Origin of the sequence: Nocardia sp. NPDC050413, from assembly GCF_040655475.1 — a bacterium.
In the GTDB taxonomy this organism is placed as follows: domain Bacteria; phylum Actinomycetota; class Actinomycetes; order Mycobacteriales; family Mycobacteriaceae; genus Nocardia; species Nocardia coubleae.
The window spans coordinates 72,944-88,733 of record NZ_JBFAJZ010000003.1; the positions used below are offsets into that span (position 1 = coordinate 72,944).

Sequence of the window (15,790 nt, forward strand, 5' to 3'; positions counted from 1 at the left end):
GGTGGAGAACTTTGACGAAGGAGTTGCTGTGGGCTCGGTGGATCGGGACGACGTGAGCGCCGAACATCCCGGATTACCGCTCACCGGAGCGCAATTGGGCATCTGGAACGCGCAGCGCCTCGACCCCGAGTCGCTCAGTTACCTGGTCGGCGAGGTACTCGAGATCTCGGGTACGGAGCCGGTGGACGTGCCGTTGCTGGACACCGCGATTCGCCGGACCATCGCCGAAACCGACACGATGCGACTGCGTTTCAGCGAGACGCCCGATGGCCCGCGCCAGCAGATCACCGACCTGGAACCGGAGCTGCGCCCACTCGTCGATCTGCGCGGTGAAGCCGACCCGGTCGCCGCGGCGCACCGGCTCGTCGCCGCCGAACGCGAACGCGCCGCGACCTATTGCCGCGACATGGTCGACCGGCAGCTCTACACCTACACACTGCTGCGCCTCACCGACAACGACGTGTGGTGCATCCAGCTCTATCACCACCTGATCATCGACGGCTACAGCGCGGCCATGGTGTCGCGCCGGGTCGCGGCCCACTACACCGCGCTGCGTCGCGGTACCGAGGCACCGCGCCTGCGCTGGGGGTCGGTCGAGACGCTCGTGGCCGAGGACCTGGAATACCGTGGGAGCCAGGCACATCGGCACGACCGCGAGTACTGGCGCGACCGGCTCACGCCGCTGCCGCCGCTGGACGGGCGCGGGCGGGCACCCGAGGGCGTGGTCGAGCAGACTCACGAGGTGCGCGCGGTCCTCGACGCCGACCTGATGGGTCGCGTCAAGACAGCGGCCACCGAAGCCGGTATCACATGGGCCGATGTGCTCGTCGCCGGTTACGCGGGGTTCGTGCACCGGTTGCTCGGTGAGACCGATGTGGTCATCGCACTGCCGGTGATGGCGCGCGTCGGCAAGACCGCCCTCACCACTCCGTCGATGGCGGTCAACGTCCTGCCCCTGCGAGTTTCGGTGTCCGGTCAGGACCGCCTGGGTGAGCTGGGCAAGCGGGTGGCCGACGCACTGCGCGAGATGCGCGCCCACCAGCGTTTTCGCGGTGAGGACCTGGCCCGAGAATTCGGTGGTGCACAGACCGGTGCCCTGCTCCACGGCATCGGCGTCAATCTCAAGGCCTTCGACTTCGCCCTCGATTTCGACGGTGCCACCGGCACCCTGCGCAATGTGGCCGGTGGGCCGCCGGAAGATCTCGGTCTGACCGTCACCCCGCTGTCGGAGGACCGCGTGCAGCTCGGCTTCGAGGTCGACGCGCGGTCACTGGACGCGGCCACTGTGCGGCGGCGGATGGACGCGCTGGTCACACTGATCACTCAGCTGGTCGATGCCGACGAGCCGATCGGCGCGATCACCCTGTACCCGGCCGAGATCGCGGCCCAGATCGCCGTCGAGCGCGCCGGTGCGGCCCTGCCCGGTCGTCCCGACGACGTCGTCGAGGTCTTCGACCGCATGGTCGCGGCCCAGCCCGACGACATCGTCCTCGTCGACGGCACCCACCGGCTCACCGCGGCGGAACTCGGCGCCCGCGTGCACCAGCTCGCGCGCTGCCTTCGTGGCCGAGGCGTCGGCCCCGAGGACATCGTCGGCATCGCCCTCCCCCGCTCGGTCGACCTGGTGATCGCCCTCCTGGCGGTTCAACACGCGGGCGCGGCCTTCCTGATGCTCGACATCAACCACCCCGCCCAGCGCCTCGCAGACATCATCGACGACGCCGATCCGGTCCTGATCCTGACGGATGACATTGTCGCGCAAGCGGTCTTCGCGGATCGGCGCACGACTGACGTGACCACGGACCGGAGCTCCGGCGCGGAAGCGACATCGGCCTCGCTGCGCACCGCCGACGAGCAGGCGACCGACTGGCAGGCGGCGACCCTCCTGTTGTCCGACAACGCGGTTCGCGCAGCGATCACCGGCCTGCCGAGCGGGCCGCTGTCGACGGCTGAACTCGCCGCGCCTCGTTCAGCCGGGCATCTTGCCTATGTCGTGTACACCTCGGGCTCCACCGGCAAGCCGAAGGGTGTGCAGATTTCGTGCGGCGCGATGGCTCAGCTGTTGCACCACCATCGGCGCACCGTCTACGCCGATACCGCCGCGCGAGTGGGCGGGCGGCAGCTGCATGTGGCCCACACCTATTCCTTCGCTTTCGACGCTGCGCTGGATCAGCTCTTGTGGCTGTGGTGCGGGCACCGGATCCATTTGTACGACATAGATATTCAGAAGGACGCGTCCGCACAGGTAGCGGCGTTGCGGGCCGATCGGATCGATGTCGTCGACACCACTCCCTCGATGGCGACCGCGCTTCTCGACAACGGGTTGCTCGGCAGCGCGCACCCTCCGGAGCTGCTACTGCTCGGTGGTGAGGCGACGCCGCCCGCGTTGTGGTCGGCCATCGTTGCGTCGAAGGTGTTCGCCCGCAACATGTACGGGCCGACAGAGGCCACCGTCGACGCGCTGAGTGCGCCGGTGACCGGTGCTGTGCCGCACGTCGGCGGACCGCTGCCAGGCACCCGCGCCTACCTGCTCGACGGCGCCTTGCAGCCGGTGCCCGACGGTGAGATCGGCGAGTTGTACTTGGCTGGGCCGCAATTGGCGCGCGGTTACCTCGGGCGCATGGTGGTGACGGCGGAGCGGTTCGTCGCCGATCCGTTCGCGTCCGGGGAACGTATGTACCGCACCGGCGACCGGGCACGATGGCTCCCCGGCCACGGCTACGACTACCTCGGGCGCGCAGATTCGCAGATCAAGGTGCGCGGTTATCGCGTGGAACTGGGCGAGGTCGAAGCCTCGCTCGGCGCGCTGCCCGGCGTAGCCGCAGCGGCCGCCACTATCCGCAAGTCCGGCGACAGCACCCGACTGGTCGGCTACCTGGTCCCCGAGGCCGGCCGCACCCTCGACGCCGACCAGCTTCGTCAGCTGCTGACCACCCTGGTCCCCGACCACCTGGTCCCCTCTGCCCTGGTGGTCCTCGACGCCCTGCCGACCACCGTCAACGGAAAACTCGACCGTGCCGCCCTCCCCACACCCCAACTGACCTCGACCGGCCGACCGCCGCGCACCGAGCAGGAGCGGGCACTGTGCGGAATCGTCGCCGAGGTCCTGGGCCTGGCGCGGGTCAACGCGACCGACGATTTCTTCGGCCTCGGTGGCGACAGCATCACCGCGATCGGCGTGAGCAGCCGCCTCCGCGCCCTCGGCTGGGATGTCCAACCGAAAACCCTGCTCGCCCAACGCGACCTGGCCACCATCGCCGCCACCGCCCAGATGGCGCAAGCCCCGACCGCCACCGTGACCCCGGATGAGCCGACCGGCCCCGTCCCAATCCCACCCATGGTGGCAGCCCTCCTCGAGGCGAACGCGGACTCCGGCACCATCGCCGGCTACGCCCAGTGGACGGCCCTGACCCTCCACGAAGACCTCACCGTCGACCACCTCACCACCGGCCTGCAAACCCTCCTCGACCGCCACGACGCCCTCCGCCTGGTCCTCGACCGATCCGGCGGCGACGCCCAGCTCGAGGTCGCCGCAGTGGGCACGGTGCGCGCGTCCGACCTGGTCCGCGAGATCGTTCCCGGCGAGAACGAGCTGCTCAGCCCTGTTCACGCCACGGCGCATGATCGTGACGCACCTTCCGTCACCCGCGGCGCGGAGCTCAGCCCGACAAGCATCGAGACGACGGATACGCACGCGCATACAGAGGAATCCCGCGTGGAGACCGCGACAACGCAACCACGACATGCCGGTGCGCCGCAGTACGCCGAGTCGAGGCGCGCGGACGTCGGTGCCGTTACATCCAATGGGGACTCGTTGCCGCGGCATGGCGGGATGACTGCGCTGGTCGAGTCGGTGGCATTCGCGCTGGCAGGGAAGTTGGCGCCCACCGAGGGTGTCCAGATTCGTGCCGCGCTGGTACGTAGCGGGCCCGGCGTCGCGGATCGGTTGGTGCTGGTCGCCAATCACCTGGTGGTAGACGGTGTTTCGTGGCGAATACTGGTGCCCGAGCTGTATGAGGCCTGCTCCGCCGCGCGGGAGAAGCGCCCCGCGAGACTGGCGATGAAGGGTAGTTCGTGGCGGCGGTACGCCACGCTGCTCGCCGAGTCCGGTGTTGCGGGTGGGTACCGTTCGGAACTGGCGCATTGGGAGCGGGCGCTCGGTGATGCGAGCGTCGCGACCCTCGGGGAAAGGGCGCTCGACCCCGCTGTCGACCTTGTCGAGAGTGCCGAGCAGACACGAACTTTCGCGACACCAGCGATCACAGAGGCCTTCCTCACGACACTGCCGACCGCCTACCGGGCGAAGACCGACGACGTATTGCTCGCCGCACTCGTGCTCGCACTCAACGCCTGGCGGCACGAGCGCGGCGAGGCGCTCGAGCCGGGCAGGCCGGTCACCGTCGAGGGTCACGGGCGCGAAGCATTGCGTCCCGACACCGATTTCACGGGTACCGTCGGCTGGTTCACCAGTGAGTTCCCGGTGTGGACGCCCGCGACCGGCATCGACCATCCCGCCGGACTCACCGAGGCCTTGTCCGGTGGCGCGGCGGCCGGACACCTGCTGCGCGCGGTGAAAGAGGCCAAGCGCGCTGTTCCCGGGAACGGCGTCGGCTACGGCGTGCTGCGCAGGCTCGACCCCGAGACCGCGCCGCGATTCGCCAGTCGCCGCGCACCGGAGGTGCTGCTCAACTACCTCGGCCGGTTCGGTGGCGGCGGGGCACCGGGTTGGAGCCTGCCCGAGCACGACGCGTTCGCGGTGACGGAACCACCGGAAAAGGCACTCACCGAAGTGCTTTCGCTCAATGTCTTCGTCCATGAAGCCGCGCAGGCCGGTGCGCCGCGACTGGCCGTGGAGTGGACAGCCGCGAGCCGGATCCTCGGCGCCGACCAGGTCACGGAAATCCAGCGGCATTTCGAACTCGCGCTTGAGGCGTTCGCCGCCCACGCAAGGCTGTACCCCGGCGGACTTACACCGTCGGACTGCTCCGGCGTGATCGTCGACCAGGACACCATCGACGCGCTGGAGGACACGCACGGCCCACTGGCCGAACTCCTCCCCCTCTCCCCCTTGCAGGAAGGGTTGCTGTTCCACGCGATTCGCGACGGTGCCGACGACGTCTACACCTTGAGCGCCCGCGTCGACCTGCACGGCCCACTCGACGGCCCACGGTTGTCGGCGGCTTTCACCACCGTTGTCGGCAGACACCCCACCATGGCCGCCGCCTTCCACTACGAGAACCTCGACCAGCCGGTGCAGGCGGTTCCGCGCTCGTTTGGCATGCCCTGGCGTGAGGTCGACCTCTCAGATCTGCCGCTGCGCACCGCACACGCCGCCGCCGACCGCCTCGAAGCCGAAGCAATCCGGCACCGGTTCGCGGTCGACCGGTCACCGATGTTGCGCGCCACGCTGATCCGCCTGCCCGGCGACACCCACCGCTTGGTCCTCAACACCCACCACCTGGTGATCGACGGCTGGTCGACCCCGATCGTGCTGCGCGAGGTACTGGCCACCTATCACGGTGACGAACTTCCCCCGGCTGCCCGGTACAGCGACTACCTGACCTGGCTCGGCACCCGCGACCGCGAGGCCGTGCGCGCCGCCTGGGCGCAGCGATTGTCCGGGCTCGAAACAGCAACGTTGGTCGGCGATTCGACCACCGACGCGGCCCACTCATCTCGCGAGCACGACAACCAGCACCAGCCTATTTCGCCGCCCTCGTCGCCCGCGACAGCCGAGGAAGGTGGTCCGGCCGCAGCTTCCCGCGAGCGCGAATTCCGGCAATGGCAGGTTGCGCTACCCATCTCGCTCGCCACCGCGCTGGCCGGACTGGGTCGCCGACGCGGTCTGACGATGAACACCCTGGTGCAGGGCACTTGGGCGCTGGTGCTGGCCGCTCTGACCGGACGTAGCGACGTCGTGTTCGGCGCGACGGTCTCCGGCCGCCCAGCTGAACTCCCCGGCGTCGCAGGCATGGTCGGTCTGTTCGCCAACACCGTGCCCGTCCGCTGCACGTTGGACGCCCGTCCGCTACTCGACCAGTGGGCCGACCTGCAGGAAAACCAGTTCGCCATGCAGGACTTCGACCATGCGAGCTTGGCGGAGATCGAACGGATCGCCGGCCTCGGCACCCTCTTCGACACCCTTGTCGCCTTCGAGAACTTCCCCAACTCCGGCCCGGGACAACCGGACTCCCACGACCTACGTCTCGGCGAATTCCACAACCACGGCAACACCCACTACCCACTGACCCTGATCGCCCCGCCGGGAGACCAGCTGACGCTGGTCATCTGGTACGACCGCAGCGTCATCTCCGACACCACCCTCGCTCACATCGCCGACCGGATCACCGCCACGCTGACGGCGATCACCACCGACCCCGACACCCCCGCGACCCAGTTCATCAAGCCCCTCACTCCAACTGCCGTGCATCCGGCCGTGCCGGCGCGACCCATCGCACCGCCACCAGAAGTCGTCGCCGAGCCAGTCGTCACAGCGCGGCCCACCGCAACAGCCGTCGACGGCACTCCAGCGACAGCCCGCGTCGACACTGCCGCCCGATCTGCTGCTCCGCTCAACAATGGGGCCATGCTCAGTCAGCCGATCGTGGCGGCTCCGAGCGGTACCACCCTGGCCGAGTGGGGCATCGCTGTCGCTCCGACAGCTCCGGCGGTGACCGCGGACGGCGTCACGATCGACTTCGGCGAATTCGATGCCAGGGTCAATCGTCTTGCCCGGTGGCTCATCTCGCGTGGTGTCGGTCCCGAGACCGTGGTTGCCGTCGCCATGCCGCGCACTATCGATTCCGTCGTCACGGCGCATGCGATCTGCCGTGCCGGCGGTGTCTATCTCCCGATAGACCCGGAACAGCCCGCAGAACGCGTCGAGAAGATTATCGATACCGCTGCTCCTGCAATGGTTCTGAGCTCGCTCGATGACATTCGCACGATGGTCGACGAGCAATCGGACGGCCCCGGGCAGGACGAATTCGCCGTTACTCCGCTCACCGATGCGGACCGTCTCGCACCGCTGCGCCCGGCGAATACCGCCTGCCTCCTGTTCACCTCCGGCTCCACGGGTGTGCCGAAGGGTGTGAGCCTGTCGCACGCGGCGATCATCTCCACCTTCGAATGGCTACAGCGTGAGGTTCGGTTCGGTCCGGGCGACACCATGCTCTACCGCACCCCGCCGATCTTCGACGCCTCGCTCATGGAGATGTTCCTGCCGCTGCACGTCGGCGCCCGGATCGTGCTGACCCGCCCCGGCGGCCACCGCGACCCCTACTACCAGGCACAACTCATGAGCGCGGAGCGAGTCACGGCGATGTGGATGACGACCTCCATGCTCACCGTGCTCGCCGAAGAGGCCGACCTCTCGGGCTGCGCTGACCTTCGCTGCGTCCTCACCGGCGGTGAAGTGCTGCCACCGGCGACGGCACAGCGGATGCGCGCACTCACCGGTACCGCTGTGTACAACTTCTACGGTCCCACCGAGGCGGCGATCGGCTTCACCTTCCACGAGACCGTCGACGCCGACACCGCGTCGGTCCCCGTCGGTGCACCCGCCGATACCGTCCGCATCCTCGACGACCGGCTGCGCCCCGTGCCCGAAGGCACCGTCGGTGAGCTCTACATGACCGGAGTGCGGTTGGCCCGGGGCTATCTGGCCCGCCCCGACCTGACCGCCGCGGCCTTCGTCGCCGACCCGTTCGGCAGCGGCGAAAGGATGTACCGCACAGGTGATCTGGTGAAACTGAACCCCGACGGCGAACTCGACTACATCGGCCGCACCGACAGCCAGGTGAAGTTGCGCGGCCAGCGCATCGAACTGGGCGATATCGAATCGGCCCTGCTCACGTGCCCCGGCGTGGCCCATGCGGTGGTGCAGCTGCGTGAGGACACACCGGGCGATCAGCGGCTGGTCGCCTATCTCATGGCGAAGTCGGGAATCACGCTCGACGCAGATGCGGTCCGCGAGCAGCTCCGAATCAAGCTCCCCGCGTATATGATCCCCGCCGCCATCGTCGTGCTGGATCACATTCCTCGCACGGCGACGGAGAAGATCGATCGCCGGGCGCTCCCAGCACCGGAGTCGCGCACCCCGGAGGGCAACACCCACGATCCCGCCTCCGTGCCCACCACAGCTAGCAGGACACCTCTCGACGCTGTCACCGGCGACAAGCCCGTCCGCAGCTCGGCCCAGCTCGTCGACAGAACGCACGACGAGAATGTCGACACCATTCGCGCGGCAATGGCAGCTGTCCTCTCGGTCCCCGACATCGACACAGACGACGACTTCTTCGACAAGGGCGGCCACTCCCTGCTCGCCGTGCGGCTGGTCGGCCGACTCACCCGCGCGGACCTACCCGTGGTCCTCGACGACGTCTTCACCGCCTCGACCCCCCGCAAACTCGCAGCCCGCATCGGCGCGGCCGACCCCACCGCCGCACCGAAGGACGGCCTCGCCGGCCTGGGCCGCCGCCTCGACCCGGTCCTGGAACTGCGCGCCGAGGGCTCGGTTCCACCGCTGTTCTGCGTCCACCAAATCGGCGGCACCGCATGGAAATACGCTCCACTCGCGAGGCTGCTGCGGGCCGAACGACCCATCATCGGTCTGCAGATGCCCCACCTCACCGAGCCGACCACCCGGACCCGCACCCTCGACGACCTGGCGCGGTACTACCTGGCCGCCGTCCGCCGCATCCAACCGCACGGCCCGTACCACTTCCTGGGCTACTCGCTCGGCGGCAATCTCGCCCACGCCATGGCCGCCATCCTCGAGGCCGAGGGTGAGCAGGTCGCCTATGTGGGTCTGCTCGACTCGCACCCGCTGTCGAACCTGACCGAGCGGGCCGCCGCGACCCTGGCGGATCCCTCCGGGATGGCCGCACTCGTCCCCGAAATCGACGAGTACCCAGCCGAATTGGCATCCGTGGTAACCCACGCCGCGACCGAACTGCTGCGCATGGTCACCGAGTCGGAGTCCCCCTCCTACAGCGGCCCGATGGCCCTGTACTGCGCGGACAACGGTCTCGAACCCGAGCGCGTGCACGCCCAGCTCACCGGATGGCGGGCCGCGGGCGCCCAGCTGGTGGTCCGGCGACTGCCCTACACCCACAACGAGATCGCGATGCCGACCGGCTGGATCGAGGTCGCCGCGCTCATCGACGCGGATCCCGCCATCCGCACCTGAACTTCCACCTGGATAGAAAGAAGGAACAACTCCTATGTCAGCGCACCGAATGACGGCCCGCATGCGCGCCGCCGTCGCACTCCTGATCGTCGCGGTCACCGCGACGGCAGTGGGCTGCGGCACCTCCACCTCCGAAGGGTCGACCGACACCGGCACCCGCCAGGTGGAAACCGCCAAGGGCCAGATCACCGTGCCCGCCGACCCACAGCGCATCGTGGTGCTCAACGGCGCCCTCGCCGGATTCCTTTACGACCTGGACGCGAACGTGAAGGCCGCGGATCCGCGCATCCTCGGCGTCACCCTCGCACCCGGCGAGTTCCCGCCGTCCTGGGCCGCCGACGCGAAAGAGCAAGGTACCGAAGCGGTTCCCTCCGGTGACGACCTCAACCTGGAGTTCATCGCCGCCCAGCGGCCGGACCTCATCATCGGCGGCGGGCCCGGATTCCCCGGCCTGCAGACCATCAAGAACTACGACAAGCTCAGCGCCGTCGCACCGACCGCTCTCGTCCCCTCGGACCTCGCCAACTGGCAGGACCAACTGAAGACGGTGGCCGACTTCGTGAACCGCCCCGACAAGGTCGAGTCCATGATCACCGCCTACAAGGACCGGGTCGCGGAGGTGAAGGCCGAGCTGAAGATCCCCCAGGGCGCGACCTCGGTGATGCAGTCCCAGGCCGACGGCAAGCCCATCCTGCTCGCCCCCGGCACCCCGCTGTCCAACCTCCTCGCCGACGTCGGCTTCACCATCGACGACAAGATCGAGGCCAAGGCAGGCAACCCGCCCCGCACCCAGGCAGGCGACTGGGTCACCTTCAGCCCCGAACTCCTGAGCACCGTCGCCGACGCCCCGGTCCTGTTCGTGATCCTGCTCGACGGCGGCCGCAACATCCCCACCCTGAAACAGGACCCGGCCCTGGCCATGCTCCCCGCATTCCAGAAGAACCAGGTCTACGAACTCCCCGCAGCCAGCAAGCGCCCGGACTACCGCCAGTCCATGGCCACCCTCGACCTGCTGGCCGACACCTTCAAGTAGTCACGACCTGATCGACGATCACCCCGCCCGCCGCGACCCGGCAGGCGGGGTGATTCGCATTTCACCGCTCCAGAATTCACGCGGCCCACCCATCGATCCGACCTCGACATACCCGGTGAACGGCACACCCCGGTACGACAATCGCCTGGTCTCCCATCGATCACCACACCGGGATCATCGCGGTCGATCAGATCATCATCGAAATCCGCCACAACCCACCCTGGCGGAAGTACGTCGTGAAACGCTGCGGCGAACCTGCTCGGCGACAAAGCGAGAGGCCCCGCCGGTGCGATACCGGCGGGGCCTCTCGTGCGTGAATCGCTTGTCTTACAGCGCCTTCAGTTCCTCGGTGACCGCACCGACGGACTTCTTGGCGTCGCCGAACAGCATGGAGGTGTGGTCGGCGTAGAACAGCGGGTTGTCGATGCCTGCGAAGCCGGAGTTCATCGAGCGCTTGAGCACGATGACGCTCTTGGCCTGGTCGACATTGAGGACCGGCATGCCGTAGATCGGGCTGGACGGGTCCTCGCGGGCGGCGGGGTTGGTGACGTCGTTGGCGCCGATCACCAGGACCACATCGGTGCGGTTGAACTCACCGTTGATGTCGTCCATTTCCTTCATCGCGTCGTAGGAGACCTCGGCCTCGGCCAGCAGCACGTTCATGTGCCCGGGCATACGACCGGCGACGGGGTGGATCGCGTACTTGACCTCGACACCCTTGCCTTCCAGCAGCGACGCCATCTCCTTGACCGCGTGCTGGGCCTGGGCCACAGCCATACCGTAGCCGGGGACCACGATGACCTGGTTGGCGTAGGCCATCTGGATCGCGGCATCGGCGGCGGAAGTGGCCTTGGCCGTCTTGGCCTCACCACCGGCACCCGAGGCGACCGCGCCGCCGCCACCGAACCCACCGGCGACGATCGCGGGGATCGACCGGTTCATGGCCTTGGCCATCAGGTTGGTGAGGATGGTGCCGGACGCGCCGACGATCATGCCCGCCACGATCATCGCGGTGTTGTTCAGCGCCAGGCCTGCGGCCGCGGCCGACAGACCGGTGAGGGCGTTGAGCAGCGAGATGACGACCGGCATATCGGCGCCGCCGATGGGCAGCACGACCATCAGGCCGAGCACACCGGCCAGCACCAGCAGCGCGATCATCCAGAGCTGCGACACGCCACCGTCGTTGGCGCCGAGACCGATCACCACGGCACACACGATGGAGCCGAGCAGCAGCAGCAGGTTCAGCGGCTGCTGCAGCTTGCCGATGCCGATCGGCTTGCCGGACAGGATCTCCTGCAGTTTCGCGAAGGCGATGATCGAGCCCCAGAAGGAGATCGAGCCGATCACCGCGGCGAACAGCGAACCGATGATGATGTGGATGGTCGGTTCGTCGTGCAGCGCGGAAAAGCCCGAGCTGTCGATGAATTCGGCCCACGCGATGAGCGCGACGGTGCCACCACCCACGCCGTTGAACGCCGCGACCAGCTGCGGCATCTCGGTCATCTTGGTGCGCACGGCGGGCGGAACACCCAGTGCCACACCGACGATCAGGCCACCGGCGATCAGGATCCAGTTCAGCATCGCGGTGTGCCGGATCGAGATCAGCGTGGCGATCACGGCGATCGCCATACCGACGGCCGCGATCTGGTTGCCGCGCACGGCGGTCTTGGGGCCGGTGAGCCCCATCAGGCCGTAGATGAACATGGAGAAGGCCACGATGTAGAGGCCGTTGACCAGGTAGGTCATATTGTCGACTGCGTGCATCACTCGGCCGCCTTCTTCTTACCCTTGAACATGCCGAGCATGCGGTCGGTGACCACGAAGCCACCGATGACGTTCAGCGTTCCGAACACCACGGCGACGAACAGGATCACCTGCACCAGCAGCGAGGGATCCTTCACATTGCCCAGCGTCACCAGCGCACCGAGCACGACGATGCCGTGGATGGCGTTGGTGCCCGACATCAGCGGGGTGTGCAGGGTGTTGGGGACCTTGGAGATCACCGCGAAGCCGACGAAGCCGGACAGCACGAGAATGGCGATATTGGCGAGAAGTTCGGTGTACATCAGGCTTCCACCTCACGGGTGACGCAGGAGTCCGCGAGCACCTGATCGCTGAAATCGGGCGCGAGCTTGCCGTCGACCAGCATCAATTCCAGCAGCGCGGCGATGTTCTTGGAGTACAGCTCCGAAGCGTGCTCGGGCATGGTGGCGGGCAGGTTCAGCGGCGAGGCGATGGTCACCTCGTGCTTGACGACGATCTCGCCGGGCTCGGTGAGCTCACAGTTGCCACCGGTCTCCCCGGCCAGGTCGACGATCACGCTGCCGGGCTTCATGCCCTCCACCGCGGCGGCCGTCACCAGACGCGGCGCCGGGCGGCCCGGCACGAGCGCGGTCGTGATGACCACGTCGAAACCCTTGATGGCGTCTTCCAGCGCCTGCTGCTGCTTGGCCTTCTCCTCCTCGGTGAGCTCGCGGGCGTACCCGCCCTCACCGGCGGCATCGATGCCCAGGTCGAGCCACTGTGCACCGACCGAACGCACCTGGTCGGCGACCTCGGGACGCACGTCGTAACCGGTGGTACGACCACCGAGACGCTTGGCGGTCGCCAGCGCCTGCAGGCCTGCCACGCCGACACCGAGCACGAGAACCGTCGCGGGCTTCACGGTGCCCGCCGCGGTGGTGAGCATCGGGAAGAACCGGGTCGACTCCGACGCGGCGAGCAGCACAGCCTTGTACCCGGCGACATTGGCCTGCGAGGACAGCGCGTCCATCACCTGCGCACGCGAGATACGCGGAATCGCCTCCACCGCGAAGGCCTGCACACCGGCCGCCTTCAGCGCACCGATCTGGTTCTCCGCGTTGCGGGGCGCGAGGAAGCCGATCAGCGTCTGCCCGGAGGACAGCCTGGCCACCTCGGCATCGCTGGGCGGAGCCACCTTCACCACGACATCGGCCGACCACGGATCGCCGATCGTCGCACCGGCCTCTACATAGGCCGCGTCGGGAATGAGCGCGCCGAGGCCCGCACCGGCTTCCACGATCACCTCGACACCCTGCTTGGACAGGGTGGGGATGATCTTGGGTACCAGGGCGACTCGCCGCTCACCCACGCCGGACTCGCGAACGACTCCGACACGCGCGCCGCGCGGCGAATCCTCGCCAACGTTTTGCGTTGTCTCCACTAGTCAGACTTCCTTTTCGTGCTGGCTTCGAGCCTGGGAACAACGGTTCAGCCGACGTTACCGGTCAGTAAGTTCAACTGAAATCCTCGCAACTGTACTCGGCTCGCGGTGAGCCTAGCGGAGATGCCCGTCACAGCGGAGAACTGGACTCTTGACCACAAAACGGACAGAGCGGACCTGTTTCCGCAGCGACAGCCACTTCCTCGGCCCGCCGGGCGCCGGGTGGCGCCTGAGTACACATTCGTAGCCGCAGGTAGGCGAGGACAAGAACGCACAAGCAGGTCCGATACTTACCTGGACGTGAGAGTGCGGGTAGGGCGGCCGACCACCGAGCGGGACGTGACGTGTGTCATGCAAGGACTGTTGCGTCCCGAGGGCCACACCGTAGGGTTCACGGTGTGAACGACTGCGTCTTCTGTCGGATCGTGGCCGGTGCCGCGCCGGCGACAAAGGTCTACGAGGACGACGCCGTCTGCGCGTTCCTCGACATCCGGCCCATCACGCGAGGCCACACCCTTGTGGTTCCCAAGACCCACGCCACCGAACTCGACGACCTCGATCCCGATCTCGGCGCGCAGGTCTTCCGCGTGGGTCATCGCCTGGCCCGCGCCCTGCGCCGCAGCGGGCTGGCCAGCGACGGTGCCAATCTCGCGATCAACGACGGCACCGCGGCCTTCCAGACCGTCGGCCATGTGCACCTGCACGTGGTGCCGCGCAAGCACGGTGACAAACTCGGTTTCGCCAAGGGGTTCCTGCTGCGACGTCCGCACGAACCCACCTCGACGGCGGCGGCGATCCGCGCGGGCATCGACGCGCTCGACGCCGAGGCGAATACGCCGGGGCGGCAACCTGATCGGCCGGGCCCGTCGAGCGAAGCAGAAGGAGTACAGGGATGACCGAACCGACACCGCCGCGCGAACTGCTCACCGATCTGCTCGCCCAGCAGTGGGAGACCATCGCCACCTTGGTCGCCGACCTCGACGAAAAGGCCTGGCGCCGACCGTCTCCCCTGCCCGGCTGGACGCTGTTCGATGTGGTCGCGCATGTGATCGGTACCGAATCGTGGTTGCTCGGGCGCACCCCGCCCGCCCATGATCCGTTGCGCCCCAAGACCGATGTGCGCACGCTGCCACATGTGCGCAACGAGGTCGCCGTGCTCAACGAGATCTGGGTCGACCGGTTGCGGCCGCTGTCGGGCAAACGCCTGCTCGCGCTGTTCGACGAGGTCACCGAGCTGCGGCGGGCCGCCCTTGCCGCCATGACCGACGAGGAGTGGGAGGCGCCGACGGTGTCGCCGGTCGGGCAGGTGGCCTACGGCCGGTTCATGCGGGTGCGCCTGTTCGACTGCTGGATGCACGAGCTCGACCTGGCCGACGGGATCGGCCGCAGCGTCGACGAGGGCGGTGCGCGCGCGGAGGCGGCGTTCACCGAACTCACGCTCGGGCTCGGGCGCGCGGTGGTGAAAGGCGCCAAGGCGCCGGATGGTTCACGGATCACACTCGACCTCACCGGCCCGGTCACCCGGCAGGTGCACCTCGCGGTGGAGGGCGGGCGCGGTTCGGTGCTCGACGAAGCCGACGGGGAGCCGACAACCGTCATCCGTTTGGACTCGGGGCTTTTCGCGCGTCTGCGTGGCGGCAGGCAGTCGGCGGCGACACACCCGGGCAAGGTGGTCGTCGAAGGCGATGCCGCCCTCGGCGATCGGCTCGTCCAGAATCTGGCCTTCACCATCTGATGCGGTTGTTCCTGGCCTCCTACCGATTCGGCGGTTTCGCCGAGCGGCTCGCCACGCTGGCGGGCGGCAAGGGCAAGGTCGCGGTGATTCCGAACGCGTGTGATGCCTGGCCCGCCGCGTGGGCGTCGGCGGTCGCCAGCGACATGGGACCCCTACGCAGGCAGGGCTATTCACCCGAGGTGCTGGACCTGCGCGAGTACGTCGGGCAGCCCGCGCAGCTGGAGCGTCGGCTGCGCGACTACTCGATGGTGTGGGTGCGCGGCGGCAACACCTTCGTCCTGCGTGCCCAATTCGCCCGCAGCGGAGCCGATTCGGTGCTTCCCGCACTGCTGCGCGAGGACGCCTTGACCTACGCGGGGTACAGCGCGGGCGCCTGCCTGCTCACGCCCGATCTGCACGGGCTGGAGACGATGGACGACCCGGGCGAGGTGTTGCCCACCACCGGGGCCGCACCGCGATGGGACGGGCTCGGACTGCTGGATCGGCAGCTGGTCGTGCACCTGGACTCGGCCACCGATCCGGATGAGGGATCGGCGAAAATGCTTGCGCGCTACCAGGAAGAAGGCATCCCGCACTGGGCGCTCACCGATGACGATGTCGTCGTGGTCGACGGCGAGGACACCGAGGTGCTGCGCGGGGCACGCTGAG

At 68.1% G+C, this 15,790-nt stretch carries 8 protein-coding genes; 5 read left to right on the forward strand and 3 right to left on the reverse strand.

The window, feature by feature from the left end:
• The first annotated feature begins 28 nt into the window (after positions 1-28).
• Entirely contained in the window at positions 29-9,190 is a 9,162-nt protein-coding gene (locus AB0I19_RS10130; protein ID WP_357146892.1) for an amino acid adenylation domain-containing protein, read from the forward strand.
• A gap of 34 nt (positions 9,191-9,224) precedes the next feature.
• Positions 9,225-10,223, forward strand: coding sequence for an ABC transporter substrate-binding protein (locus AB0I19_RS10135; protein ID WP_357146895.1), 999 nt, complete (start codon positions 9,225-9,227; stop codon positions 10,221-10,223).
• A 327-nt stretch (positions 10,224-10,550) separates the two neighbouring features.
• Here AB0I19_RS10135 and AB0I19_RS10140 read toward each other — a convergent pair whose 3' ends face one another.
• The 3 genes from AB0I19_RS10140 to AB0I19_RS10150 are packed head-to-tail and all read right to left on the reverse strand — an operon-like array spanning position 10,551 to position 13,407.
• Positions 10,551-11,969, reverse strand: a complete 1,419-nt coding sequence (locus tag AB0I19_RS10140) for an NAD(P)(+) transhydrogenase (Re/Si-specific) subunit beta (RefSeq protein WP_357147714.1) — start codon at positions 11,967-11,969, stop codon at positions 10,551-10,553.
• 17 nt (positions 11,970-11,986) lie between these two features.
• Positions 11,987-12,289 (reverse strand): NAD(P) transhydrogenase subunit alpha, encoded by a 303-nt coding sequence (locus tag AB0I19_RS10145; protein ID WP_056818017.1) that lies wholly within the window; start codon positions 12,287-12,289, stop codon positions 11,987-11,989.
• On the reverse strand, positions 12,289-13,407 hold the full coding sequence (locus AB0I19_RS10150; protein ID WP_067641456.1) for a Re/Si-specific NAD(P)(+) transhydrogenase subunit alpha: 1,119 nt from the start codon (positions 13,405-13,407) through the stop codon (positions 12,289-12,291). The genes AB0I19_RS10145 and AB0I19_RS10150 overlap by 1 nt, the downstream gene beginning before the upstream one ends.
• A 398-nt stretch (positions 13,408-13,805) precedes the next feature.
• Here AB0I19_RS10150 and AB0I19_RS10155 point away from each other — a divergent pair, with 398 nt between their 5' ends.
• From AB0I19_RS10155 to AB0I19_RS10165, 3 genes are read left to right on the forward strand one after another with little or no spacing between them, the layout of a single operon-like run.
• Positions 13,806-14,303 carry an HIT family protein gene (locus AB0I19_RS10155; protein WP_245655424.1) on the forward strand — a complete coding sequence of 166 codons (498 nt, stop codon included), beginning with the start codon at positions 13,806-13,808 and terminating at the stop codon, positions 14,301-14,303.
• Entirely contained in the window at positions 14,300-15,142 is an 843-nt protein-coding gene (locus AB0I19_RS10160) for a maleylpyruvate isomerase family mycothiol-dependent enzyme (RefSeq protein ID WP_067490622.1), read from the forward strand. Before AB0I19_RS10155 ends, AB0I19_RS10160 begins: the two co-directional genes overlap by 4 nt.
• Positions 15,142-15,789: a Type 1 glutamine amidotransferase-like domain-containing protein gene (locus AB0I19_RS10165; RefSeq protein ID WP_357146899.1), complete on the forward strand. Its 648-nt coding sequence runs from the start codon at positions 15,142-15,144 to the stop codon at positions 15,787-15,789. The genes AB0I19_RS10160 and AB0I19_RS10165 overlap by 1 nt, the downstream gene beginning before the upstream one ends.
• The last annotated feature ends 1 nt before the right edge of the window (position 15,790 follow it).